Origin of the sequence: Pseudomonas paralactis, from assembly GCF_001439735.1 — a bacterium.
In the GTDB taxonomy this organism is placed as follows: Bacteria; Pseudomonadota; Gammaproteobacteria; order Pseudomonadales; family Pseudomonadaceae; genus Aquipseudomonas; species Aquipseudomonas paralactis.
In genome coordinates, this window is record NZ_JYLN01000006.1 from 78,098 (window position 1) to 102,647 (window position 24,550).

Annotated in this window: 24 protein-coding genes, 1 tRNA gene and 2 pseudogenes; 22 read left to right on the forward strand and 5 right to left on the reverse strand. The window is 59.9% G+C overall.

What is annotated here, in order from left to right:
• The first annotated feature begins 2 nt into the window (after positions 1-2).
• The 4 genes from TX23_RS16640 to murB are packed head-to-tail and all read left to right on the forward strand — an operon-like array spanning position 3 to position 2,429.
• Entirely contained in the window at positions 3-188 is a 186-nt protein-coding gene (locus TX23_RS16640) for a Trm112 family protein (RefSeq protein ID WP_003174668.1), read from the forward strand.
• Positions 185-949 carry a 3-deoxy-manno-octulosonate cytidylyltransferase gene (kdsB, locus tag TX23_RS16645; protein ID WP_057703140.1) on the forward strand — a complete coding sequence of 255 codons (765 nt, stop codon included), beginning with the start codon at positions 185-187 and terminating at the stop codon, positions 947-949. The genes TX23_RS16640 and kdsB overlap by 4 nt, the downstream gene beginning before the upstream one ends.
• Positions 949-1,413, forward strand: coding sequence for a low molecular weight protein-tyrosine-phosphatase (locus TX23_RS16650; protein WP_057703141.1), 465 nt, complete (start codon positions 949-951; stop codon positions 1,411-1,413). Before kdsB ends, TX23_RS16650 begins: the two co-directional genes overlap by 1 nt.
• Entirely contained in the window at positions 1,410-2,429 is a 1,020-nt protein-coding gene (gene murB, locus TX23_RS16655; protein WP_057703142.1) for a UDP-N-acetylmuramate dehydrogenase, read from the forward strand. The genes TX23_RS16650 and murB overlap by 4 nt, the downstream gene beginning before the upstream one ends.
• Before the next feature lie 68 nt (positions 2,430-2,497).
• On the opposite strand, the gene TX23_RS16660 is transcribed toward murB, so the two are convergent.
• Positions 2,498-3,169: a Bax inhibitor-1/YccA family protein gene (locus TX23_RS16660; protein WP_003192030.1), complete on the reverse strand. Its 672-nt coding sequence runs from the start codon at positions 3,167-3,169 to the stop codon at positions 2,498-2,500.
• A gap of 152 nt (positions 3,170-3,321) precedes the next feature.
• Here TX23_RS16660 and TX23_RS16665 point away from each other — a divergent pair.
• From TX23_RS16665 to TX23_RS16670, 3 genes and pseudogenes are all read left to right on the forward strand, one after another.
• A tRNA-Ser gene (locus TX23_RS16665) sits at positions 3,322-3,412 on the forward strand.
• A gap of 290 nt (positions 3,413-3,702) precedes the next feature.
• Positions 3,703-3,810 (forward strand): annotated as a pseudogene (locus TX23_RS28480) (VOC family protein); the annotation flags it as partial.
• Positions 3,811-3,955: 145 nt separating this feature from the next.
• Positions 3,956-4,246 carry a hypothetical protein gene (locus TX23_RS16670; protein WP_238346551.1) on the forward strand — a complete coding sequence of 97 codons (291 nt, stop codon included), beginning with the start codon at positions 3,956-3,958 and terminating at the stop codon, positions 4,244-4,246.
• A 119-nt stretch (positions 4,247-4,365) separates the two neighbouring features.
• On the opposite strand, the gene TX23_RS28805 is transcribed toward TX23_RS16670, so the two are convergent.
• Positions 4,366-4,557 carry a carbon storage regulator gene (locus tag TX23_RS28805; RefSeq protein WP_157243924.1) on the reverse strand — a complete coding sequence of 64 codons (192 nt, stop codon included), beginning with the start codon at positions 4,555-4,557 and terminating at the stop codon, positions 4,366-4,368.
• Positions 4,558-4,978: 421 nt separating this feature from the next.
• On the opposite strand from TX23_RS28805, the gene TX23_RS16675 reads away from it, so the two are divergent.
• The 4 genes from TX23_RS16675 (at position 4,979) to TX23_RS16690 (ending at position 8,838) form a co-directional block, all read left to right on the forward strand.
• Positions 4,979-5,296, forward strand: coding sequence for a hypothetical protein (locus tag TX23_RS16675; protein WP_057703144.1), 318 nt, complete (start codon positions 4,979-4,981; stop codon positions 5,294-5,296).
• A gap of 152 nt (positions 5,297-5,448) precedes the next feature.
• Positions 5,449-6,189, forward strand: a complete 741-nt coding sequence (locus tag TX23_RS16680) for a hypothetical protein (protein WP_057703145.1) — start codon at positions 5,449-5,451, stop codon at positions 6,187-6,189.
• A gap of 132 nt (positions 6,190-6,321) precedes the next feature.
• Positions 6,322-6,591, forward strand: coding sequence for a hypothetical protein (locus TX23_RS16685; RefSeq protein WP_057703146.1), 270 nt, complete (start codon positions 6,322-6,324; stop codon positions 6,589-6,591).
• Positions 6,592-6,726: 135 nt separating this feature from the next.
• On the forward strand, positions 6,727-8,838 hold the full coding sequence (locus TX23_RS16690; protein ID WP_057703147.1) for a TonB-dependent receptor family protein: 2,112 nt from the start codon (positions 6,727-6,729) through the stop codon (positions 8,836-8,838).
• A 1-nt stretch (position 8,839) separates the two neighbouring features.
• Here the strand turns inward: TX23_RS16690 and TX23_RS16695 are convergent, their stop codons facing one another.
• A complete protein-coding gene (locus TX23_RS16695; RefSeq protein WP_057703148.1) occupies positions 8,840-10,657 on the reverse strand; it encodes a sigma-54-dependent Fis family transcriptional regulator in 1,818 nt (605 codons plus the stop codon).
• Positions 10,658-11,008: 351 nt separating this feature from the next.
• Here TX23_RS16695 and TX23_RS16700 point away from each other — a divergent pair, with 351 nt between their 5' ends.
• The 10 genes and pseudogenes from TX23_RS16700 to TX23_RS16745 form a co-directional block, all read left to right on the forward strand.
• A complete protein-coding gene (locus TX23_RS16700; protein ID WP_057703149.1) occupies positions 11,009-12,103 on the forward strand; it encodes an ABC transporter ATP-binding protein in 1,095 nt (364 codons plus the stop codon).
• Positions 12,103-13,200 carry an ABC transporter ATP-binding protein gene (locus TX23_RS16705; protein ID WP_057703150.1) on the forward strand — a complete coding sequence of 366 codons (1,098 nt, stop codon included), beginning with the start codon at positions 12,103-12,105 and terminating at the stop codon, positions 13,198-13,200. Before TX23_RS16700 ends, TX23_RS16705 begins: the two co-directional genes overlap by 1 nt.
• Positions 13,197-14,063: a carbohydrate ABC transporter permease gene (locus tag TX23_RS16710; RefSeq protein WP_003192014.1), complete on the forward strand. Its 867-nt coding sequence runs from the start codon at positions 13,197-13,199 to the stop codon at positions 14,061-14,063. Before TX23_RS16705 ends, TX23_RS16710 begins: the two co-directional genes overlap by 4 nt.
• Positions 14,064-14,073: 10 nt before the next feature.
• Positions 14,074-14,874: a carbohydrate ABC transporter permease gene (locus tag TX23_RS16715; protein WP_003232361.1), complete on the forward strand. Its 801-nt coding sequence runs from the start codon at positions 14,074-14,076 to the stop codon at positions 14,872-14,874.
• An 11-nt stretch (positions 14,875-14,885) separates the two neighbouring features.
• A complete protein-coding gene (locus tag TX23_RS16720) occupies positions 14,886-15,158 on the forward strand; it encodes a DUF2160 domain-containing protein (RefSeq protein WP_014718862.1) in 273 nt (90 codons plus the stop codon).
• Between the two features lie 161 nt (positions 15,159-15,319).
• The gene (locus TX23_RS16725) at positions 15,320-17,062 is read left to right on the forward strand and encodes an ABC transporter substrate-binding protein (RefSeq protein ID WP_044273975.1); all 1,743 of its coding nucleotides are present in this window, start codon (positions 15,320-15,322) and stop codon (positions 17,060-17,062) included.
• 293 nt (positions 17,063-17,355) lie between these two features.
• Positions 17,356-18,735 carry an iron-containing redox enzyme family protein gene (locus TX23_RS16730; protein ID WP_057703151.1) on the forward strand — a complete coding sequence of 460 codons (1,380 nt, stop codon included), beginning with the start codon at positions 17,356-17,358 and terminating at the stop codon, positions 18,733-18,735.
• An 11-nt stretch (positions 18,736-18,746) separates the two neighbouring features.
• Positions 18,747-19,691: a methyltransferase gene (locus tag TX23_RS16735; RefSeq protein ID WP_057703152.1), complete on the forward strand. Its 945-nt coding sequence runs from the start codon at positions 18,747-18,749 to the stop codon at positions 19,689-19,691.
• A 6-nt stretch (positions 19,692-19,697) separates the two neighbouring features.
• A complete protein-coding gene (locus TX23_RS16740; protein WP_057703153.1) occupies positions 19,698-20,816 on the forward strand; it encodes a carboxylate-amine ligase in 1,119 nt (372 codons plus the stop codon).
• Between the two features lie 83 nt (positions 20,817-20,899).
• Positions 20,900-21,691: pseudogene (locus TX23_RS16745) on the forward strand (alcohol dehydrogenase catalytic domain-containing protein); the annotation flags it as partial.
• Between the two features lie 247 nt (positions 21,692-21,938).
• Here TX23_RS16745 and TX23_RS16750 read toward each other — a convergent pair.
• The gene (locus tag TX23_RS16750) at positions 21,939-22,370 is read right to left on the reverse strand and encodes a hypothetical protein (protein ID WP_057703154.1); all 432 of its coding nucleotides are present in this window, start codon (positions 22,368-22,370) and stop codon (positions 21,939-21,941) included.
• Between the two features lie 166 nt (positions 22,371-22,536).
• Here TX23_RS16750 and TX23_RS16755 point away from each other — a divergent pair, with 166 nt between their 5' ends.
• Positions 22,537-23,550, forward strand: coding sequence for an ABC transporter substrate-binding protein (locus TX23_RS16755; RefSeq protein WP_057703155.1), 1,014 nt, complete (start codon positions 22,537-22,539; stop codon positions 23,548-23,550).
• 211 nt (positions 23,551-23,761) lie between these two features.
• On the opposite strand, the gene TX23_RS16760 is transcribed toward TX23_RS16755, so the two are convergent.
• On the reverse strand, positions 23,762-24,550 hold the full coding sequence (locus TX23_RS16760; protein WP_057703156.1) for an AraC family transcriptional regulator: 789 nt from the start codon (positions 24,548-24,550) through the stop codon (positions 23,762-23,764).

The window sequence follows — 24,550 nt, forward strand, 5'->3', positions numbered from 1 at the left end:
TCATGGACACCAAACTGCTCGATATCCTCGCTTGCCCGATCTGCAAAGGCCCGCTCAAGCTCAGCGCCGACAAAACCGAGCTGATCAGCAAAGGTGCCGGCCTGGCTTACCCGATCCGTGATGGCATCCCGGTCATGCTCGAAAGCGAAGCCCGCACCCTGACCACTGATGAGCGCCTGGATAAATGACCACCGCCTTTACCGTTGTCATTCCCTCGCGTTATGCCTCGACGCGCCTGCCGGGCAAGCCGCTGCAACTGATCGGCACCAAGCCGATGATCCAGCTGGTATGGGAACAAGCGTGCAAAAGCAGCGCCGAGCGGGTGGTGGTGGCTACCGACGACCCGCGTATCATCGAGGCGTGCAAAGGTTTTGGAGCCGAAGCGGTCCTGACCCGCGAAGACCATAACTCCGGCACTGATCGTCTGGCCGAAGTGGCGACAAAGCTTGGCCTGGCGCCCGACGCCATTGTGGTCAACGTGCAAGGCGACGAGCCATTGATCCCTCCGGGTGTCATCGACCAGGTCGCCGCCAACCTCGCGGCCCATGGCGAGGCGCGTATGGCGACCCTGGCCGAACCGATCGAAGACATCGAGACGCTGTTCAACCCGAACGTGGTGAAAGTGGTCAGCGACATCAATGGCCTGGCACTGACGTTCAGTCGCTCCACCTTGCCGTGGGCGCGGGATGCCTTTGCCAAGAATCGCGACGTGTTGCCGGAGGGCGTGCCATATCGCCGCCATATCGGCATCTACGCCTACCGCGCCGGTTTCCTGCATGATTTTGTCAGCTGGGGCCCCTGCTGGCTGGAGAATACCGAATCCCTCGAACAGCTGCGCGCCTTATGGCACGGCGTACGCATCCATGTGGGCGATGCGTTGGAAGCGCCGCCGGCGGGTGTCGACACTCCGGAAGACCTCGAACGCGTCCGTCGCCTGCTGGGCGCCTGATGGAAGTTCTGTTTGTATGCCTGGGCAATATCTGCCGCTCGCCCACCGCTGAAGGCGTGCTGCGCCATAAATTGCGTGAGGCGGGCCTGGCCGGCCAGATCGAGGTGGCGTCTGCCGGCACCGGGGAATGGCATGTCGGCAACCCGCCGGACCAGCGCAGCCAGCGTGCGGCACTGGCGCGTGGCTATGACTTGTCGAGCCAGCGTGCCCAGCAGGTCAGCCGCGCCGACTTTGCGCGCTATGACCTGATCCTGGCCATGGACGACAGTAACCTGCGCAACCTCAAGGCCATGCAGCCGGGGCAGGGCAAGGCGGAACTGGATTTGTTCCTGCGCCGCTTTGACGGCGAAGTGGACGAAGTGCCAGACCCTTACTACGAAGGTGAACAAGGTTTCGAGCGGGTCCTGGACCTGATCGAGCGCGCCTGTGATTTATTGGTGATCGAATTGAAGGGGCGGTTATGACCTTGCAAGTGCGTGCTCAGGTATCGCTTAAGCCATTCAACAGCTTCGGCATTGATGTGCGCGCTCAATTATTCGCCGAGGCCCACAGCGATGCCGAGGTTCGCGAGGCTGTCGCCTATGCCGCTGCGCACGCGGTGCCGCTGCTGGTGATCGGCGGCGGCAGCAATTTGCTGCTGACCCAGGATATCCCGGCGCTGGTGTTGCGCATGGCAACCCAAGGCATTCGCGTGCTGCACGACGACGGCATGCATGTCGTGATCGAAGCCGAAGCGGGCGAAGCCTGGCATCCGTTCGTCCTCTGGACCCTTGAGCACGGCTTCTGCGGCCTGGAAAACCTTAGCCTCATCCCCGGCACCGTCGGTGCCGCGCCGATGCAGAACATCGGTGCCTACGGCGTAGAGATCAAGGATGTCTTCACCGGCCTCACTGCGCTGGATCGCCAGACGGGCGAGCTGCGGGATTTCAGCCTGGACGAATGCAACTTTGCTTACCGTGACAGTCTGTTCAAGCATGAGGTCGGGCGGTGGTTGATCCTGCGGGTACGCTTTGCCCTCAGCCGCGCCACTCACCTGAAACTCGACTACGGCCCTGTTCAACAGCGCCTGACCGCGCAAGGCATCACCCACGCTACGCCAAGCGACGTGAGCCGGGCGATTTGCAGCATTCGCCGCGAGAAACTGCCGGACCCCGCAGAACTGGGCAATGCCGGCAGCTTCTTCAAGAACCCACTGGTAACCCACGCCCTTGCTGCCGAACTGCAAAGCCACTACCCCGACTTGGTCGCATACCCTCAAGCCGATGGGCAAATGAAACTCGCCGCCGGCTGGCTGATCGACAAGGCTGGGTGGAAGGGCTTTCGAGACGGCGATGCGGGTGTGCACAGGATGCAAGCGTTGGTCCTGGTCAATTACGGCGCAGCCACAGGGCGTGAGATTGCCAACCTGGCGCTACGTATCCAGCAGGATATCTTCAAGCGTTTCAAGGTCGAGCTGGAGATGGAGCCCAACCAGTACTGACCTTCAAGCCTGGAAATGAAAATGCCCCGTATCTCGGGATACGGGGCATTTTTTATAGCGCTTGCTGATCAGTCGTCGCGGCTCATGATGCCGAAGATCTGCAACAGGCTGATAAACAGGTTGTAGATCGACACATACAGGCTGATGGTGGCCATGATGTAGTTACGCTCACCGCCGTGGATGATGGCGCTGGTCTGGAACAGGATGCACACCGAGGAAAACAGCACAAAACCCGCGCTGATCGCCAGCTGCAGACCGCTGATCTGGAAGAACATGCTGGCCACTACCGCTGCCAGCAACACGAAGAAACCTGCGGTGATAAAACCACCCAGGAAGCTCATGTCCTTACGGCTGATCAGCACGTAGGCCGACAGGCCACCGAACACCAGGGCCGTCATGGCAAACGCCGAACTGACCACTTCCGCACCGCCGGCCATGCCCAGGTAACGGTTGAGGATAGGGCCTAAGATAAAGCCCATGAAACCGGTCAAGGCAAACGCCGACACCAGGCCCCAGGCCGAATCGCGCAGCTTGTTGGTCAGGAAGAACAGACCGTAGAAGCCAATCAGCACGACAAAGATATTCGGATAACCAACGCGCATCTGTTGGGCCACATACGCCATCACGCCGCTGAATGCGAGCGTCAAGGCGAGCAAGCCGTACGTATTGCGCAACACGCGGCTGACTTCAAGCTGCTCAGCCTGCGCGTTGCCATTCACTGCGTAATTCTGTTCGCGCATGGCGACACTCCTTCAGTTTTGAAACGTTCAGTCGCAAAGATCATAACAGACGCCCTGTAACAAGCGATGCAGAGAGTTTGACAGTGTGTTTCATTCGGGTATTATGGCGCCCGCTGACACGGGATGAGCGACTATAATCCTGTGATGCACAAGGGAAATTGGCAGAGTGGTTGAATGCACCGGTCTTGAAAACCGGCGAACGTTAATAGCGTTCCCAGGGTTCGAATCCCTGGTTTCCCGCCAAGATTTACACAAAAGCCTCGCGAAAGTGGGGCTTTTGCGTTTTCGGGGTTTGGATAGGCAAAAGCTGTAAAGCCTGATCGTTTCCGCATCATTTCTGGCGGTTTCCGCAACCTATTGCTCACCGCGGTAAGCGCGTAGGCTTCACACTCTCCTCGGAACGACGGTAAACCGCTACGTCGGTAGATCGTCGCTGCTTCAAACAGTTCGACAACGCAATTGCTCAATCAGTCTTGCAGCCGGGGCGCACAGATCCCGCCGAGCCGCTCCCACTTTACTGGTACTCCATCCATGCTGGATGCCTATTAAGCCGGGAGATTCTCTCTTTTCCTGGAGGCAAAAGGTTTCACTTCATTGACCCGGATGGTTATGAGTTGGCGGTCTGGAGTGCGCAGGCATAGACCTTTGCCAGTCCAGTCCCGAGCTGGGTTTTTTGCATCCAGCCCTCTCAATGCTACAGTCCCGCCAAACTAAAAAGGGAATGACATGCGGATTTTGATAGTGGCCGCCGCGGTGGCGATGCTAGCGGGGTGTATGGCGCCAACGATGAACGAGGCTCGCCAAGAGGGACCATACAAAGTCTTGACCTCGAAGAAGTCCGACGCAGCGCTGGCTAAATGTGTTCATTACGAATGGCAGAACCAGCCCATCTTCGGGGGTACTCCTGGCGCAACGCTTCAGCCTGGACGCGATAATGGATATACGGTCTTTACAGAAGGCTCCCAATATTTCGTCGATATTCAGCCTCAAGGGGCCGGCTCGGTGGCCAAATATTATGTGGTGGTTGGCAACTGGATCGCCAACAAAAGACTGGCGGCACTGCAAAGCTGTCTTTAAACGATCCTCCATTTACTCAAGGCTCGTTTCGGCGGGATTTTTCTCCAGAGAAAATCTCATGGCAGCACTCGCTATCAATTACCAGCCCATGACTACGATCATGCTTATGGGCACCTTGCCTATTCCAGTGCGTCGGAACGTATAGGCGCGTCATCCAAGGCTCTTTCGTCTTGCTCTGATCGAATAATCAAGATGTGTTTTGGTGCAGTGATTCCTAGGGACACAGTGTCGCCTTCAGCCTTGATCACTTTGATTCGGATGTCGCCGCCGATGTATAGGCGTTTATTGGGTGTTCTGGTGACAACTAGCAATGGGGTATCCCTTCTGGTTAGCTCCTTGAATATATGGGATTAATTGCATGAAATCAGCGCTAAAGATGTAAGACTTTTCTTAGTTTTCCAGCGAAAATCCTTATTTAATTTTTCTCTCACTAACCGGGAGGGGCTCGGCTTTTACCGTTCAATATCGGCATTCGATCATTGTGAATGGCGGCACGGTACCTCTATGATCAGCTCGCACTCACCAAAGAGGCGCTGAGCCTCGACCCCCTTTGAAGGATATGAGCGTGGATAAGTACTTCGATAATTCAGGTCTTTTCAAAAGCATTTCGTATCAAGCCAACGCCTCCCTAGATGTCAGCGTCGCTGGCTGGGAGCTGAAAAACACTGCGCTGAATACGAAGGAGTTTTTGATATGTCCAAAGAATTACTCGGAGTTTTTGCTTTAGGGCTGATGGTGATTGGTGAGTTTTGTGCGATCTACAGTGAGGTGGTGACCGCCAGGCTGGCCCACACTGGTAGCGGCTCCTGGACGGCGTTTGTGCTGCCCGTCGTGGTGATGTGTTTTGCCGGGCTTTGCCTGCTGGGCGCTTATTGGCTGGGGTACAAGGCGGTGGGTGATATCTGGATTGTCACCGTGGTCTCGGTCACGTCCTTGTTGCTGCTTGAGCCTGTGGTGGTTTGGTCGCTGTTTCATGAAGCGCCTGGGCGCGGCGCGTTGGTCGGGTTTTGCCTGGGCGCCCTGGGGATGCTTGCCACGATAGTGCTTTAGCGCATCCGGCCAGCAAGTGCCGGGTCAGATCAGCGCCTGTAGTCCTATGCTGATCCGACCCGCACCGCTGCACTTTTTTGCATTTTGCTGATCTACCCCTGTCCCGGTCACCCGATTCCCGTGTGTGGCCCACAGAATCAGACCCGGTGCCGATGGATCGAACGTCAACTGTTTTTACCTCCAGATGGCCGCTGTTGCTTGCTGCGGTTTTCGCGCTCTGCGCAACAGGCTGCAGCCAACAACAGGGCCGCGATATCGCCAGGCAATTCAGCGATGGCAAGCCCGATGAGTTCTTCCAGACCAGTGTCGACCGCATGGCCACCCTGGGGATGCGCGACAACCTGCAAAGCCTCTACCTGCTGATGAGCAAGCTGTACCTGCGCAACCCCAGCCAGTGGCGTCAGTCGGGCTACCCGGATGCGGTGAGCGCCGCTCGGGTCATTCGCCAGGCCATCGAAAATCGTCAACCCTTGCCTGCATTGGGGGACCGGCGTGATCTGGCCGCCCTGAGTTACTCCCTGAGCCCTGACTTTCGCGGCGACCGCGTCGGCGCGTTTATCTACGCGATTGGCAGTATGCTCGTGACCGCCCACGGCGGGCGTACGCAGTTCTATGTGACCGACTCGATCAACCCGCAGTTTGTCAGCAATGCGGCGCGCAATATCGAGAAGGCCACCTGGTTGCTCAGCCAGCGCCAGGATGCCAACGGTGTGCTGCTGTTGTTTTCCAATGAAATATCGGAGGAGGGCAGTAACCTCAGTTTTGCCGTTGAGTTCGGCAAGATCGTGGCGCGTCTGGACTTGCTCACCCAAATCCTCGATGAGCGTTACCGACGCATTGGCCTCAATTACGCGCAAAGTTTGTTGCTGATGAACTTCCTGCCGGTGCAGTGAGGCTTATCCATCGACCAATCGGTACGGTGTTTCTCTTTCCGCTGTAGGAAGCGGCCTATCTTGCCTCCCGCTGCTTGAAACGCTTGCCTGTGGGCAATAGCCTCGGATTTTTCTTAAACACGAGGCCCTCCCTTGGGTAAACGAAAAACGGTTTGGCCCACGGATCGCGAAATACGTTTGCGGTTTATCCTGTTCGCGGTGATCGACGCCGCGACTGTCCAGGGCGTCTCTGCCGAGTTGCTGTTGCCGGCGCATACGCTGCTGCGCAACTCGCCTTCGGAGGCGCAGTTGCGCGATGCACTGGGCGACATCCTGGCTACCGATGAAATGTACGGTTTTCGCTTTCCGCCGGGTTCGGATGCGGACGATCTGATGCGGGAATTGGCGGAGCCGGACGGCTGAAACCTGCTCGGTGCTGGTTTGCCGGCGCCATGGTTCGTCTTTAAGGCGTGACCTGACGGGTGTACTTGCCTTCCCATCACTGTTCGCGTGGTGGGCCCGGCCTGCCACGCCCCCGCATTCCAAGGACTTGCCCCAATGTTGCTGCGCCAACCGCCGTTTCTTTTCGCCGCCCTGACCCTCAGTTCGCTGGTACAGGCCGAAGGCCTGCAATTGGCGCCAGTCGAAGTCACCACCACCGAGGCCAGTGCCGGGGAAATCGCCCAAGGCCAGCTCAAAAGCGTGCCCGGCGGCACCAATTACATCGATATGGGCAGCGTGCAACAGGGGCGGGTGAGCAGTAACGAGGATGTGTTCAAGTACCAGGCCGGGGTGTACGCCAAGGCGGCGAATAACGAAGGCGTGAAGCTGTCCATTCGTGGTTCGGGGCTGAACCGCAGCCCGGGTGCCCATGGCTCCGGCCTATATGAAATGTTCGACGGTCTGCCGCTCACGGGCCCGGGCGGTACGCCGTATGAGCTCAAGGACCCGCTTTGGCAAAGCCGCGTGGAAGTGCTGCGGGGCGCCAATGGGTTCGATCAGGGCGCGTTGGCTTTGGGCGGTTCGGTCAATTACGTGACCCGCACTGGCTATGACGCGCCCAAGCTGCAAGTGCGCTATGAAGTCGGTAGCCGCGGCTATGCCCAGCGTGAGATCAGTTCCGGCCAGGTGCTGGGGGAGGCCGATTACTACATCAGCCTCACCGATTCCGAGTCCGACGGCTACCAGCACCAGAGCGCCGGGACCGGCAAGGGCATCGCCGCCAACTTCGGCTACCGCTTCAACCCGGACCTGGAAACGCGCTTCTACCTGCGCTACCGCGAAACCACCAACGACTCGCCCGGCAAGCTTACGCGTTACCAGATCAGCCATGACCCGCGTGCCGCCAACAGCCTGAACGCCACCCGCGATTCAAAACGCCTGCAACCGGGCTCTACCTGGATCGCCAACAAGACCACCTTGCAACTCGATGACGCATCAAGAATCGAAGTCGGGCTGGCCTATCACGATTACCCGATGGATCTGCGCGAGGGCACCAACCGCCTCAAGGTTGCCTACACCGATATCAGCGGCACCCTGAACTACATCCGTCAGGACAACCTGTTCGGCCATGCCAGCAAAACCACCGTCGGCCTGCGCACCACCCAGGCGATGCCCAATAATGGCGCCTCGGAATATGTGCGCATCCCGGCGGGCAAGACCGCAATCTACGCGCCCGGCACCAAAACCCGCGATTACAGCTACCTGGGCTCCGACACCGTGCTGCATGTCGGCAACGAGCTGGAGCTGGTGGAGGATCTGTGGCTGACCACTGGCCTCGCCGCGATCTACACCCGCCGCGAAACCCAGGTGACCTACCCCGACGGCCAGGCGCCGCTCAGTCAGCATGACTGGGACTACGCACCGCGCATCGGCCTGCGTTACGACTTCACCCCGCAATTGCAGGTATACGCCAACCTGAGCCGGTCGGTAGAGCCGCCGCACGCCTGGTCGATGATCTGGGGGTCCAACAAATATTTCGACGCCGGCCCTGCCAATGGGTTGGCACGCGAAGGTGTCAGCCTGAAGAACCAGACCGCCACCACCCTGGAAGTCGGCGGTCGCGGTGAAGCATGGCTCGGCCAATGGGACCTGGCCCTCTACCGCTCCGAAGTACGCCACGAATTGCTTTCCGTGGAAACCCAGGCTCAAACCGCCAACAGCAGCGCGATCATTGCCGAATCCAACGCCAGCCCCACCGTGCACCAGGGCGTGGAGCTGAGCCTGCTCAGCCCGCTATGGGACAGTGGCCGCAATGGCAGGCTCGACCTGCGCCAGGCATATACCTACAGCGACTTCCACTACCGCGACGATGACCGTTTCGGCGACAACACCTTGCCCGGCATCCCCAAGCATTACTATCAGGCGCAGGTGCGCTACAGCCACCCGACGGGTTTCTACACCAGCCTCAACACCGAGCACGCCTCGCGGGTAGCGGTGGACTACGCCAATTCCTACTACGCCGCGGCTTACACCACCCTCGGTGCCACGTTCGGCTATGACGCACCCCAGCAAGACTGGCAAGCCTGGGTCGACCTGCGCAACCTGACCAACCGCCGTTATGCCAACACCGTTACGCCGGGGTACGACGACAACGGCATGGACGCAGCACGTTCAACCCCTGCCGATGGGCGTGGCATTTACACCGGCGTGTCGTGGAGCTGGCGCTAAATCAACCCTCATGTTCGCGCAGGCGCTTGTACAGGGTATTGCGGCTTACGCCCAACTCCCGAGCCAGGTGGGAAATATTGCCGCCCATGGCTTGCAGGCGTTGTTTGAGGTCAAGGTTTTCATCCAGACGCTCGCGGGTGGGCAGCGGCGGCGCTTGCTTCAAATCGGTAAAAAAATCATCCGGCAGATGTTCTGCGCGAATCGGCTGGTCCTCGGCCATCGCCAACGCCACCTGCAGCACGCTGCTCACCTGACGCAAATTGCCCGGCCACGGATGTTGCTCAAATAACCTCAGCACCTCGGCACTCAGCCCGGCCCACTGGTTCGGCTCGCGGTGTTGCTGCCACAGTTGCTGAAACAACGCCTGCTTGTCGGTGCGCTCGCGCAACGGCGGCAATTCCAGGGTCAGGCCGCCGATGCGGTAGTACAAATCCTCGCGAAAACGTCCGGCTTGCACCAGCTCGCGCAATGCACGGTTGGTCGCCGAGATAATGCGCAAATCCACCGGGAACACCTCGCTGCTGCCCACCGGCTGCACACAGCGCTCCTGCAACACCCGCAACAGGCGGGCCTGGGTTGGCAACGGCATATCGCCGATCTCATCGAGAAACAACGTGCCCTTGTCGGCCTTGCGGATCAGGCCGATGCTGCCTTTCTGATTGGCGCCGGTAAACGCGCCTTTTTCGTAGCCAAACAGTTCCGATTCCACCAGCTCTGCGGGAATCGCCGCACAGTTCACCGCGATCAACGCCTGTCGGCTGCGGGAACTGGCCTGGTGCAGGGCTTTGACGAACACCTCTTTGCCCACGCCGGTTTCGCCATGAATCAGCAGTGGAATGTCCTTTTCCAACAGGCGCTCGGCCTGGCGCACGGCTTTCTCCACGCGCGCATCGCCAAAATGCAGGGTCTTGAGGTTGATCGAGGTCGGTGCTGGCGGCGGCGGTTGGCTGAACACCCGCGCCTGTACCGGCATCTGCCTGGGCCGTTTCAACAGGCACTGGAAGCGATTGCGTCCCGCCGCCTGCAACGCAAACGGCAACCCTTCGGGCTGGTTGAGCAACTCCAGCAGTGACACCTTGAACAGACTGTCGATCATCACCCGCGACAGGCTTATGCCCAGCAGGTTGTCCGCACGCCGATTGGCCGACAGCACTTGGCCGCTTTCATCAAAGATCAGCAGGCCCGCCCACTGGCTGTCGAGGTTGCTCAAGCCGGTGTTGAAGGTCAGTTGAAAATGTTCGCCACGAAAGAGGTTGAGGATCAGCCGATTTTCCACGGTCTGGCTCATCATCTTGACCATGCCCAGGGTGTGGGAGGGCGGCAGGTAGCTGTCGCTGGACACATCCAGCACCGCGATGATTTCCCGTTGGGCATCGAAGATAGGCGCCGCCGAGCCGGTCATGAAGCGGTTGGCCTTGAGGAAATGTTCGTCGTGTTCGATATGCACGGCCTGGGCGCAGGCCAGTGCGGTGCCGATGGCGTTAGTGCCGCTGGCACGCTCCATCCAGCTCGCGCCGGGGCTGAAGCCACGGGCCAGCCTGGGTTCGATAAACCGTTGGGTGCCCCACGACGTCAGGACCTGGCCCTGATTGTCGGCCAGCATGATCAGGCAGTTGGAGTTGCTGAGGATGTTTTCGTAGTAGGGCAGCACTTCCTGATGCGTGGTCTGCACCAGTGAATGCTGGCTTTCCAGCAGTTGACTGATGCCGTCGGCGGGCAGTTGGTCAAAGCTGGGGGGGCTCTGGTGATCCAGGCCATAGGCGCGGCAACGGCGCCAGGATTCCTGGATAAGGGTGTCGTGGGTCAAGGGTTCGGCCATCGTGCGACCTTCATTATTATTGTTGTCGGGTCTTGCGCCATCTAACGTCAGACATCGAACAATGTGGGAGCGGGCTTGCCCGCGATGGCAGAGGGTCAGGCACAGCATCTACAAACTGATGCACCGCCATCGGGGGCAAGCCCGCTCCCACATTTGATCTTCGTCGCGCATAAAGTGTTGTTCACAACTGTTCATTGTCAACCCCGACAGTGTTCAGTTGTTCAGCCGGATTGTTCACTCCTGAACATCATGGTTCACCCATTTCCTTACACATCAAGCGCTTGCGGTTTTGGCACGAAACTCGCTCTGACAACGGACCAGATTCATTCCAATAATAAAAAAGGTCGTGTCATGTCATTGACCCTGGAACATGTCTCCCGCGTTGTCGACGGCCAAACCTGGATCGACGACGCCAACCTGCGGTTCGAAGCCGGCTCCTTCAACGTGCTGCTCGGTCGCACCCTGTCCGGCAAGACCAGCCTGATGCGCCTGATGGCCGGCCTGGACAAGCCCGACAGCGGTCGCATCCTGATGAACGGCGTGGACGTCACGCAAAAGCCGGTACGCCTGCGCAATGTGTCGATGGTCTACCAGCAGTTCATCAACTATCCCACCATGACCGTCTTCGAGAACATCGCCTCGCCGTTGCGTCAGGCCGGTGTATCCAACGAACTGATCCAGAGCAAGGTGCTGGAAACCGCCAGAATGCTGCGCATCGAAAAGTTCCTGCAACGCCACCCGCTGGAACTGTCCGGTGGCCAGCAGCAACGCACCGCCATGGCCCGCGCCCTGGTCAAAGACGCCGAACTGATTCTGTTCGATGAGCCGCTGGTCAACCTGGACTACAAACTGCGCGAAGAGCTGCGTCAGGAAATGCGCGAACTGTTCAAGGCGCGCCACACCATCGCCATTTATGCCACCACCGAGCCCAACGAGGCTTTGGCCCTGGGTGGCACCACCACCATTCTTCATGAAGGCCGGGTGATCCAGAGCGGTAAGGCTGCCGAGGTCTACCACCAGCCGCAGACCGTGCTGGCCGCTGAGCTGTTCTCCGAGCCGCCGATCAACCTGATGCCAGGGCGTATCAGCGGTAATGAAGTGAGTTTCGCCAACTTCGTGCATTTCCCACTCAACGTCGACCTGCGCCCCATCGGCGAGGGCGAGTTCCGTTTCGGCGTGCGCCCAAGCCATATCAGCCTGGTGCCGAGCAATGACGATGACCTGGAGCTGGCGGTGACCGTGGAGGTCGCTGAAATCAGCGGCTCGGAAACCTTCCTGCATGTGCGCAGCGAGCACTTCCTGCTGGTGCTGCACCTGCCGGGGGTGCATGAGTACGACGTGGACGCGCCGATCCGCGTGTATATCCCCACCCATAAACTGTTTGTGTTCGATGGCCAGGGCCGTTTGGTCCAGGCCCCCGGGCGCCGTGTCGCGAGGGTTGCCTGATGGCCGAGATCCATTTGCGTAACCTGGCCCATAGCTACAGCCCCACGCCAAAAGGGCCTGAGGACTACGCCATTCGGGAAATGAACCATGTTTGGGAGCAGGGCGGTGCCTACGCCTTGCTCGGGCCGTCAGGCTGCGGCAAGTCCACGCTGCTTAATATCATTTCCGGCCTGCTTAGCCCGTCCGAAGGCCAGGTGCTGTTCGACACCCAAGTGGTCAACGACCTGACCCCGGAAAAGCGCAACATCGCCCAGGTGTTCCAGTTCCCGGTGGTGTACGACACCATGACGGTGTTCGATAACCTGGCCTTCCCGCTGCGAAACCAGGGCATGGCCGAGGCGAAAATTCACAGCAAGGTGCAGGAAATTGCCGAAGTTCTTGACCTGCAAACCCTGCTGAGCAAAAAAGCCCGCAACCTCACCGCCGACGAAAAACAGAAAGTCTCCATGGGCCGTGGCCTGGTACGCGATGACGTGTCGGCGATCCTGTTCGACGAGCCGCTGACGGTGATCGACCCGCACCTGAAGTGGAAACTGCGGCGCAAGCTCAAGCAGATCCATGAGCAGTTCAACATCACCATGGTCTACGTTACCCACGACCAACTGGAAGCCTCCACCTTCGCCGACAAGATCGCGGTGATGTACGGCGGGCAGATCGTGCAGTTCGGCACGCCGCGGGAACTGTTCGAGCGGCCGAGCCATACCTTTGTCGGCTATTTCATCGGCAGCCCGGGGATGAATCTGATTGAGGTGCAGGCCAAGCCTGGCGGTATAGGGTTTGCCAACACCTTCCTGCCGCTGTCGGAGGCGTTGCAGCAACGGCTCAACGTCACCGACTGCAAAAAACTCCAGGTCGGCATCCGCCCGGAGTTTATCCACGTATGGGATGAGCACAACCCTGACGCCCTGCAAGCCGAGGTCCTGCATGTCGAAGACCTGGGCACCTACAAAATCATGACCCTCAACCTTGACGGCGCCACGCTTAAAGTGCGCCTGGCCGAAGACAAACCGGTGCCGGAAGGCAGGGCGTCCATCAGCTTCCCCGCTCAATGGCTGATGCTCTACGCCGACGATTACCTGCTGGAGGTGGCGCCATGAACAAGGTGCAGAACAACAAGGCCTGGTGGCTGGTGTTGCCGGTGTTCCTGCTGGTGGCGTTCAGTGCGGTGATCCCGATGATGACCGTGGTCAACTATTCGGTGCAGGACATTTTCGACCAGTCCAGCCGCTATTTCGTCGGGGCCGACTGGTACAAGCAGGTGTTGCTCGACCCACGCCTGCACGACTCGCTGCTGCGCCAGTTCATCTACTCGGCCTGCGTGCTGTTGATCGAGATCCCGCTGGGCATCGCCATCGCCCTGACCATGCCCACCAAGGGCCGCTGGTCCTCGCTGGTGCTGATCATCCTCGCCATTCCCTTGCTGATTCCGTGGAACGTGGTCGGCACCATCTGGCAGATCTTTGGCCGCGCCGACATCGGCCTGCTGGGCTCGACCCTCAACGCCCTGGGCATCAGCTACAACTACGCGGCGAACACCATGGACGCCTGGGTCACCGTGCTGGTGATGGATGTGTGGCACTGGACCTCATTGGTGGCCCTGCTGTGCTACTCCGGCTTGCGGGCCATTCCGGACGTGTACTACCAGGCCGCACGGATTGATCGTGCATCGGCCTGGGCGGTGTTCCGACATATCCAGTTGCCGAAGATGAAAAGCGTGCTGCTGATCGCGGTAATGCTGCGGTTTATGGACAGCTTCATGATCTACACCGAACCCTTCGTGCTCACCGGCGGCGGGCCGGGGAACGCCACCACTTTCTTGAGTCAGACGCTTACCCAGATGGCCGTCGGCCAATTCGACCTGGGCCCGGCGGCGGCGTTTTCCCTGGTGTACTTCCTGATCATTCTGTTGGTGTCCTGGCTGTTCTACACCGCCATGACCCATTCCGACGCCAACCGCTGAGGCCGCCAACATGAGCAAGCGCAAGCTTATTCCATTACTGATCTACATCCTGTTCCTGCTGGTGCCGATTTACTGGCTGCTGAACATGTCCTTCAAGAGCAACACCGAAATCCTCGGCGGCTTGACCCTGTTTCCGCAGGATTTCACCTTGGCCAACTACAAGGTGATCTTCACCGACCCAAGCTGGTACACCGGCTACCTCAACTCGCTGTACTACGTGAGTCTGAACACGGTGATCTCCCTGAGTGTGGCGTTGCCGGCGGCCTATGCGTTCTCGCGCTACCGCTTCCTGGGTGATAAGCACTTGTTTTTCTGGCTGCTGACCAACCGCATGGCGCCGCCTGCGGTGTTTTTGCTGCCGTTTTTTCAGCTGTATTCCTCCATCGGGTTATTCGACACGCACATTGCCGTGGCCCTGGCCCATTGCCTGTTCAATGTGCCGTTGGCGGTGTGGATCCTGGAAGGTTTCATGTCTGGGGTGCCCAAGGAAATCGACGAAACCGCCTACATCGATGGCTATAGTTTTCCCAAGTTCTTTGTGAAGATTTTTATTCCGTTGATCGGCTCCGGCATCGGCGTTACGGCGTTTTTCTGCTTTATGTTTTCCTGGGTCGAACTGCTGCTGGCGCGCACCCTGACTTCGGTCAACGCCAAGCCCATCGCGGCGGTGATGACCCGCACGGTGTCAGCATCGGGGATTGATTGGGGCGTCCTGGCGGCAGCGGGCGTGTTGACTATCCTCCCTGGCATGTTGGTGATCTGGTTTGTTCGCAACCACGTGGCCAAGGGCTTTGCCCTGGGCCGGGTCTAGAGGAGTCGATGATGGAATGGATGGCCTGGACCACCCCCACTGCGTTGTTCTTTGGCGGCATCGCCCTGATTCTGGCGGGCATGACCACCTGGGAGCTGCGCTCGCCGAGCATCCCCCGGCGCGGGCTGCTGCCGATCAGCACCACCCGTGGTGATCGCTTGTTTATCGGTCTTCTCGGCAGCGCCTACCTGCATTTGCTGGTGATCGGCGTTACCGACTGGAGCATTTGGGTGGCGTCCGCGCTCTCCCTGGTATGGCTGTTGAGTGTGATGCGTTGGGGCTAGGCCTACACGACCCTGTAGGAGCGAGCTTGCTCGCGAAAATCGTCAACGATAACGCAGTGTTCCTGGTAGCCCGCGGTGTCTTTGAGTGCTTCGCGAGCAAGCTCGCTCCTACAAGGGAGGTGGTTGCAGATAGCCCGTTTGAAACTAACCTGGAGGTCTCTATGTTGAATAAAAACAATAAGCTGCGACATAGCATTTCATTGGCCGCCGTACTGGCCCTCAGTGGTTTGAGCGCTTCGGCCTGGGCCGATGCGTATGAAGATGCCGCAAAAAAATGGATCGGCAGCGAGTTCAAACCCTCAACCCTCAGCGAAGCCCAACAGCTTGAAGAGTTGAAGTGGTTTATCAAGGCGTCGGAGCCGTTCCGTGGGATGAAGATCAACGTGGTGTCGGAAACCCTCACCACCCACGAGTACGAGTCCAAGGTGCTGGCCAAGGCCTTCAGTGAAATCACCGGCATCAAGCTTACCCATGACCTGCTGCAGGAAGGCGACGTGGTGGAGAAGCTGCAAACCCAGATGCAGTCCGACAAGAATATCTATGACGGCTGGGTCAACGACTCGGACCTGATCGGTACGCACTTTCGCTACGGCAAGACCGAGTCCATCACCGATCTGATGGCCAACGAAGGCAAGGACTTCACTTCGCCCACCCTGGACCTCAAGGACTTTATCGGCCTGTCGTTTACCACCGCGCCGGACGGCAAGATCTACCAGTTGCCCGACCAGCAGTTCGCCAACCTCTACTGGTTCCGCGCCGACTGGTTCGAGCGCCCGGAGCTGAAGGCCAAGTTCAAGGAAAAATACGGCTACGACCTCGGCGTACCGGTGAACTGGTCGGCTTATGAAGACATCGCCAAGTTCTTCAGCGAAGACGTCAAGGAAATCGACGGCAAACGCATTTATGGGCACATGGACTACGGCAAGAAAGACCCGTCCCTGGGCTGGCGTTTCACCGATGCCTGGTTCTCCATGGCCGGCGGCGGCGACAAGGGCTTGCCCAACGGCTTGCCGGTGGACGAGTGGGGCATTCGTGTAGAGGACTGCCACCCGGTGGGCTCCAGCGTCACCCGTGGCGGCGACACCAACGGCCCGGCGGCGGTATTCGCCACGCAGAAATACGTGGATTGGATGAAAGCCTACGCGCCACCGGAAGCGGCGGGCATGACCTTCTCCGAGTCCGGCCCGGTGCCGTCCCAGGGCAACATTGCCCAGCAGATCTTCTGGTACACCGCGTTTACCGCCGACATGGTCAAACCGGGCCTGCCGGTAGTGAATGCCGACGGTACGCCGAAATGGCGCATGGCGCCGTCGCCGGTCGGGCCGTACTGGGAAAAGGGCATGAAGAAGGGCTATCAGGACGTAGGCTCCTGGACCTTCCTCAAGTCCACGCCCGAGAAGCAGAAACTCGCGGCCTGGCTCTACGCGCAGTTCGTGACTTCCAAAACCGTATCGCTGAAGAAGACCATCGTCGGCCTGACACCGATTCGAGAGTCTGATATCAACTCCCAGGCCATGACCGACATGGCGCCCAAACTCGGCGGCCTGGTGGAGTTCTACCGCAGCCCGGCGCGCACCGAGTGGTCGCCGACCGGCACCAACGTGCCCGACTACCCACGCCTGGCGCAACTATGGTGGAGCAACATCGCCGCCGCAGCCAGCGGCGAGAAAACCCCGCAACAGGCGCTGGACAACCTGGCCAAGGAGCAGGATGCGATCATGACGCGCCTGGAACGCTCCAAGGTGCAACCGGTATGCGGCCCGAAAATGAACCCAGAGCGTGACGCACAATACTGGTTCGACCAGCCGGGCGCACCGAAGCCGAAACTGGCCAACGAGAAGCCCAAGGGTGAAACCGTGAACTACAACGACCTGCTCAAGCAGTGGGAGGCAGCGCGCAAGTAATAGCGCCATCTCAACCCCTGTAGGAGCGAGCTTGCTCGCGAAAAACGTCAACGATAACGCGTGTTTCCTGAATAAACGTGGCGTCTGTGAGTTTTTCGCGAGCAAGCTCGCTCCTACATGCATTTTGGTTTTGTGAGCCCTGAAAAACGACCGCTTATCCCTCCCAATCCAACCCCGTTTGAATTTTCCGCACGCCCCGACGCTCTGCATTTTAGAAGCGCGTGATGTTGAGCGCTCTTGCGGGGCCACCTTGTGGGAGGCCCGTTGTAACGGACTTTGCGGAAACTGCCATCATGACACTCCTTACAGCGCTGTCAGGCCAGCCGGCCTCTCTCACCGACTCGGCCCTGGGCCGCCATCAACGGGTGTATCAACAGCTGTACGGCGAAACGCCAGACGCCGCCGAGCTGGCGCGTGAATACCTGCAGGACCAATTGGCCCAGGTAGAGCAAACCGATTGCGACTTGCCTGAGGCGCCCGAACAACTCACGGCCTGGGTCGAGCAGCGCTGCGCCGCCGTGGCTCAGGCCTATGCCGATTATCTTGAACAGCGCCAGCAAGGGCGGCCACGACGCTATTTCCACAACAAAGCCCACGCGTTGTACGTGCTGCAACGCGTGGCGCCGACCAAACAGGTAGATGGCGCCTGGCTCTACGGCCTGCTGCGCTACTGGCAAGACCAGCGCTTTGACGGCTTGCTCACCACCTATCTGGAAGAGTTGGGCGATGGTGAAGCCGCGCAGAACCATGTGGTGATCTATCGCAAGCTGCTCAGTGATCACGACGCCGACAGCGAAGCCGGCCTTGAGGACGAGCACTACCTGCAAGGTGCGCTGCAACTGGCCCTGGGCTTGTGCGCCGAGGAGTTTTTGCCGGAAGTTATCGGCTATAACCTGGGCTACGAACAACTGCCGCTGCACCTGCTGATCACCGCTTACGAACTCAGCGAACTGGGCATTGACCCCTATTACTTCACCCTCCATGTGACCATCGACAACGCCAGCAGCGGCCACGCCTGCAAGGCTGCACAAGCGGTGCTGGGCCTGCTGCCGCTGGGCGAGGGCAGGGCAGAGTTTTATCGCCGTGTCGCCGCTGGCTATCGCCTTAATGATCTTGGCCCGGGTACGACGGCTGTAATCCAGCAGTTCAACCTGCAAGATGAGGTGGTCGCGATGCTTGAGCGCAAGCGTACCTTCGGCCAGCACATGCACTCGGACTACTGCCGCTTCGAAGGCCAGACCGTTAACCAATGGTTGGCCAAGCCAGGGCAGATCGGCGACTTCCTCAGTGCCTTGCAAGACAAGGGCTGGATCAAGCGCAACCAGGACCCGGCCGAGAGCCGTTTCTGGCAGTTGATCGAGGGGGCGGGTGCGGCGATGTTCGGGGTGTTCAGCGCAGCGGAAAAACAGCTGCTGCATGACTGGATCGCTGCTGACTGGGCCAGCGGTCAGCGTGTGCCGCCGGTGCGGCCGGGGCGCGGCAGCCGGCTTGCCCGCGACCATCACCGCCCGGCAGACCCCGACACCCAGGCCCTGGCCGATTCGCTGTGGAACCTGCCTGACGAGCAGCAGCTCAACGCGCTGATTCCATGGCTGTCGGCACGCCGCCACAGCAGCCCCGCAGGCTTGTATGCCACTCGCCGCTTTATCCAACTGCGCGCGCGTTTGCGCTAAGGAATGTATCTATGTCTGCCCAACAACTCGCTGATCGCGCCTTGCTGAACCTGGGCCGAGGGTTGAAGGAAAGCGGTTACCGCTTCATTACGCCGACGCCCTTGACCCACGAGCGTGTCTACCGGCGTTTGGCGACGCCGTTGGCGATGACCCTGCGCGACGTATTCGGCTGGTCGATGCCGTTCGACCACGACCTGTTGCCCGAGGCGTTTCGCGAAGAGTTGCAGCAAGCCGATGTGATCGAAAAGCACGACGCCTTATGGCGCAGCACGGTACGTTGGTCGAGCCTCGACGACCTGCTGTTCGCCCATTCACCTTACCCTACGGTGCAAGCGGACGCGGTGTTCTTCGGCCCCGACAGCTACCGTTTTGCCCAGGTGATCGAAGCCCATTTGCAGCAGCGTTTTGAACCGCTCAAGCGCGCTGTAGATATTGGCTGCGGCGCCGGTGTGGGCGCATTGGTGGTTGCCCGTGCCCGGCATGACGCCCAGGTGCTGGCGGTGGACATCAACCCCCGCGCCCTGCGCCTGACTGCTGTGAACGCCGAACTGGCCGGGTTGAGTAACGTCAGTGTGTACCACAGTGACGTGCTGGCCAGCGTTGAGGGGCAATTCGGCCTGATCGTTGCCAACCCGCCGTACATGAACGACGACCGCCAGCGTACCTATCGCCATGGCGGGGGAGCGTTGGGCGAGCAGTTGTCGGTGCGCATCGTCAGCGAATCCCTGGGGCGTCTGGCCCTGGGTGGCAGCCTGCTGCTGTACACCGGGGTAGCCATGGTGGCGGGTGGCGATCCTTTCCTTGATGCGGTCAAACCGTTGCTGGGCAGTGATGCCTATGGCTGGACCTACCGCGAACTGGACCCTGATGTCTTCGGTGAGGAACTGGAGAAACCTGGTTATGAACGCGTGGAGCGCATCGCGGTGGTTGCGCTCACGGTCACCCGACTGCGTTGACCCTTGATGCTTACTTTCGGTATCGAAGAGGAATACTTCATCACCGACCTGCACACGCGCCGGATGCTCGGCGAGCCTTCGGCAGCGGTGCTGGCGGCGTGTCGCGAGGCGATCGGCGCGGGCTTCTCCTATGAGATGTTCCAGGGCCAGATCGAAGTTGCGTCACCGGTATTCAGTGCCAGCGCTGAAGCCGCGGACTACCTGGCTACAGTGCGCCGCAATCTGGCGCAGCGCCTGGGTGAGTTTGGCCTCGGCGTGGTATGTGCCGGCAGCCATCCGTTGGCCGACTGGCGCGAACAGCGGCCCACCGACCAGGCCCATTTCCAGCAGTTGTTCGACGATATTCAATACGTAGCCCGGCGCAGCCTATTGTGCGGGCTGCATGTGCACGTGCAGGTGCCGCAAACCCATGACCGCATCGCCGTGATGAATCAGGTATCACCCTGGCTGCCCCTGTTATTGCTGCTCAGTTGCTCCTCGCCATTGTGGGACGGCGCACCCAGCGGGTTTATGAGCTACCGCCAGGCCGCGTGCGATGAATGGCCGCGCATGGGCGTGCCGGAACATTTCGCCGACTGGAACGAGTACCTGCACTACCTCGCGGTGCTGCAACGCATGGGCGCGATCAAGGCCGATGGCAATGGCTGGTGGGGCATTCGCCCGGCGGCGCGTTACCCAACCCTCGAACTGCGCATGACCGATGCCTGCCCGCGGCTGGCGGATGCCCTGGCCCTGGCCGCGCTGTTTCGCGTCATGGTCACCCACGCCTGCGGCCTTGAGCGGCCCGGCGCCGGGTTCACTGCCCAGACGCGCTGGCTGCTCAAGGAAAATCGCTGGCAGGCTAAACGCTACGGCGCGGGAGGCCACTTTGCATTGGATGACACCGGCGCCATGGGCAGCGCCGAACAATGGTTGCACTGCGCGCGCCAGACATTCGGCGCGACCGCGGATGCCATGGGCGAGCCGCGTCTGTTCGATACGCTGCAAGCGCTGCTGCGGCGCGGCAACAGTGCGGCCGAGCAGTTGCGTTGGTACGCCCTGGCGCGCGCCGAGGGTGTCGATGAGGTGGCCAGCCTGCGCAGCGTAGTCGACCATCTGCTGGCCCAAAGTCGCGGCGACCATTGATCGGGTGCCGCCCCTCGTAGAGGGAACACCGGCGTGCTGCGCGGCCCTTATCTAGTAACCCCTCAACGGCAGGAGCGCAGATCATGCGAGCGATGACTTACCAGGGCGCACACAAGGTGCAGGTCGATACGGTGCCCGATCCGATCATTGAACAACCCGATGACATCATTCTGCGTGTCACCGCGACCGCAATCTGCGGCTCGGACCTGCACTTGTACCGCGGTAAAATCCCAACCGTGGAACACGGCGATATCTTCGGCCATGAGTTCATGGGTATCGTCGAAGACACAGGTCCAGCGGTTACGGCTGTGCAACGTGGCGACCGCGTGGTGATTCCATTTGTGATTGCCTGCGGTGACTGCTTTTTCTGCCAGTTGCAGCAGTTCGCCGCCTGCGAAACCACCAACGACGGGCGCGGCGCCATTCTGAATAAAAAAGCGATCCCACCGGGGGCGGCGCTGTTCGGCTACAGCCGCTTGTATGGTGGCGTGCCGGGCGGCCAGGCGGAATTAGTGCGGGTGCCCAAGGCCAACACTGGTCCGTTCAAGGTGCCCGGTACCCTGGCGGATGAAAAGGTGCTGTTCCTCTCGGATATTTTGCCCACCGCCTGGCAGGCAGTGACCAATGCCGGCATCGGCCAGGGTTCCAGCGTGGCGATCTATGGCGCCGGCCCGGTGGGGCTGCTGAGTGCGGCGTGCGCGCAGATGCTGGGGGCCGAGCAGATCTTCATGGTCGACGACCATCCGTACCGGCTGGCTTACGCACAGCAGATGTACGGCGTGATCCCGATCAACTTCGAAGAAGATGACGACCCTGCCGACACCATCATCCGCCAGACCGCCGGTATGCGTGGCGTCGACGGAGTGATTGATGCGACGCAAGGTGATCCTGCTGCCGGGGATCAGTGATCGGCCACTGACCGAGCCGCTTGAAGAGGAACTGACCCCAGAGCTGCGCGTGCAGGGTGTCCCCGGTTTCTAGACCCGTAGGAGCGAGCTCGCTCGCGAAAAACGTCAACGATAACGCGTGTTTCCTGATTAAACATGGCGCCTGTGAGTTTTTCGCGAGCAAGCTCGTTCCTACACAAAGCCTTTAAAGATCGGCATACACCATTAGACGCTGTCAGGCCATGGCTTGGGGTTGAATGCGCAACTCACCGTCCACATCCTTGACCAACCCACTGGCCACAAACAACGGCGCCAGGCGCTTGTGCAACTGCGGCTCGACAAACTCCTTGACCGTGTCCAGCACCAGCACACCACTGAGCGGCAACTCGGCCTTGGTGTACGACAACCATGCCTTCTTCAACGCCATCAACACATCGCTGCCCGCCGTCGAAGCGAAACGCCGATGCATCGGCTTGGCATCAAAGGAAAAGGTGTGCTGGAACTCATAGCCGGTTTCATCACCGCCACTGGCAGCGCAACGTACGCAGGTGCAAGGGCCATCGCCGAAGGCGCTGCGCAGGTAGGCGTTGAAGTCCACCACGGGCTTGAGTGACAGGCGTTTATCAACCTCAAACAGGTCTCCAGTCATTTTTTCGTCAGTGTTCAACGTCCATTTCCTCGCAATCGGTGGCGGTATTTCAAAGCGCGGCACAATACCAGCCGAGCGCCAGTTTGGGGATTATTTGCATAACAATAGATCCCGATATTCTTTTCGTGTCTTAAAAAACGTCGCTACGCTCCATCACCTTTTCGATATCGCAGCGGACTCTTTCATGACCTTCAAGCGTTCCTCGTTGCCCCTCCTGGCCGCCTCGCTGGCCGCCGCGAGCGCCTTGCTCAGCCCCGGTGCCCAGGCCGAAGGCAAGATAAGCATCGCCCAGCAGTTCGGCATTGGTTACCTGATCCTCGACGTGGTGCGCGACCAGCATCTGATCGAAAAGCACGGCAAGGCGCAAGGCCTGGATATCCAGGTGGAATGGAACAGCATCTCCGGCGCTACCGCCATGAACGAATCGTTGCTGGCCGGCGCGCTGGATGTGGTCTCGGCCGGTGTACCGCCGATGCTGACTCTGTGGGACCGCACCAAGGGCAAGCAGAACGTCAAGGCCATTGCCTCCCTCGGCTCGATGCCCAATTACCTGCTCACCAACAACCCCAATGTGAAGAGCCTCAAGGACTTCAGCGAGACCGACCGCATTGCCGTGCCCGCCGCCGGTGTGGGGTTCCAGTCCCGAACCTTGCAGATCGAGACCGCCAAGCAGTTCGGCGACGCCAACTACAAGAAATTCGACAACATCTCCATCAGCCTCGCGCACCCTGATGCCACCGCCGCGCTGATTGCCGGTGGTTCGGAGATCAACTCGCACTTCTCCAGCCCGCCGTTCCAGTATCAGGAACTGTTGAATCCCAACGTACACAAGGTGCTCAGCTCCTACGACATCCTGGGCGGGCAGGCGACGTTCAACGTGCTGTACACCACTCAGAAATTCCACGACGAAAACCCCCGGACCTACAAGGCGTTCTACGCCGCGCTGGCCGAGGCCGAGCAGATCATCAAAGCCGACAAGCCTGCGGCCGCCAAGGCATATATCCGCGTCGAACAGTCCAAGCTGCCGTTGGACCTGGTGGAGAAAATCGTCCAGGACCCGGAAATCGACTTCACCATCGTGCCCCAGCGCACCTTTATCTATGCCGAGAAGTTGCAGGAGTTGGGGGTGTTGAAAAACAAGGCGGCGAGCTGGAAAGAGTATTTCTTCGAAGAAGCCCACGGCGGTGCGGGTAGCTAAACCCTCTGCGGCTATGAAATACAGTCAACTCTGGGAGGGAGCTTGCTCTATTGCCTGTAGGAGCGAGCTTGCTCGCGAAAAACTCACAGGCGCCGCGTTCATTCAGGGCGCACGCATTATCGTTGAGGTTTTTCGCGAGCAAGCTCGCTCCTACAGAAGGCAATTTGCGGCAAGCTCCCTCCCGGCTGTTGATTCTTGTTGCGCCTGAATATCAGCGGAAGAACTCACCGGGCGTTGCATCGAACTGCTGACGGAACGCAACAATGAACGCCGACGTTGATTCATATCCACACCCCAACGCCACATCCGTCACCCGCTCGCCGCGTTCCAGGGCGGGCAGGGCGCTGAGCAGTCGCAGGCGCTGGCGCCATGCGCGGAACGTCAGCCCGGTGTCCTTGAGGAACAAGCGGCTGAGGGTCTTTTCGCTGACGCCCAGCCTGGTGCTCCACTCTCCCAGGGTGGTCTGCTGCTCGGGGCGCAGGTTCAGGCTGCGGTAGATCTGCCGCAGCCGTGGCTCATGGGGTAACGGCAACATCAAATCCACCTGGGGCGCTGCGGCGAGTTGATCGAGCAACACCTGGGCCAGGCGCCCGTCCGGGCCATCCTCTGCATATTCCACCGGCACCTGGCTGAAATTGCGGATCAACTCACGCAACAAACTGCTCACCTCCAGCACCTGGCAACGCTCGGCCGCCCAGGCGGTGACGCTGCAATCAAGGTACAAGCTGCGCATTTCGGTATGCGGCGAGCTGAATACCCGATGGGGCATGCCTGCCGGAATCCAGACAGCGCGCTGCGGTGGCGCGACGAAACGCCCTACGCTGGTATGGATCTCCAGCACCCCGGAAATCGCGTAGGACAACTGCACCCAAGGGTGGCTGTGGCGTCGCGTCAGCGCACGATTGGGCAAGGATTCGGTGCGCCCATACACCGGCCGTGGCAGGCTGGAAAGCCCGGGTACACTGCGCCGAACGGTTTTTTCATGTCCTTTTGGCGGCAT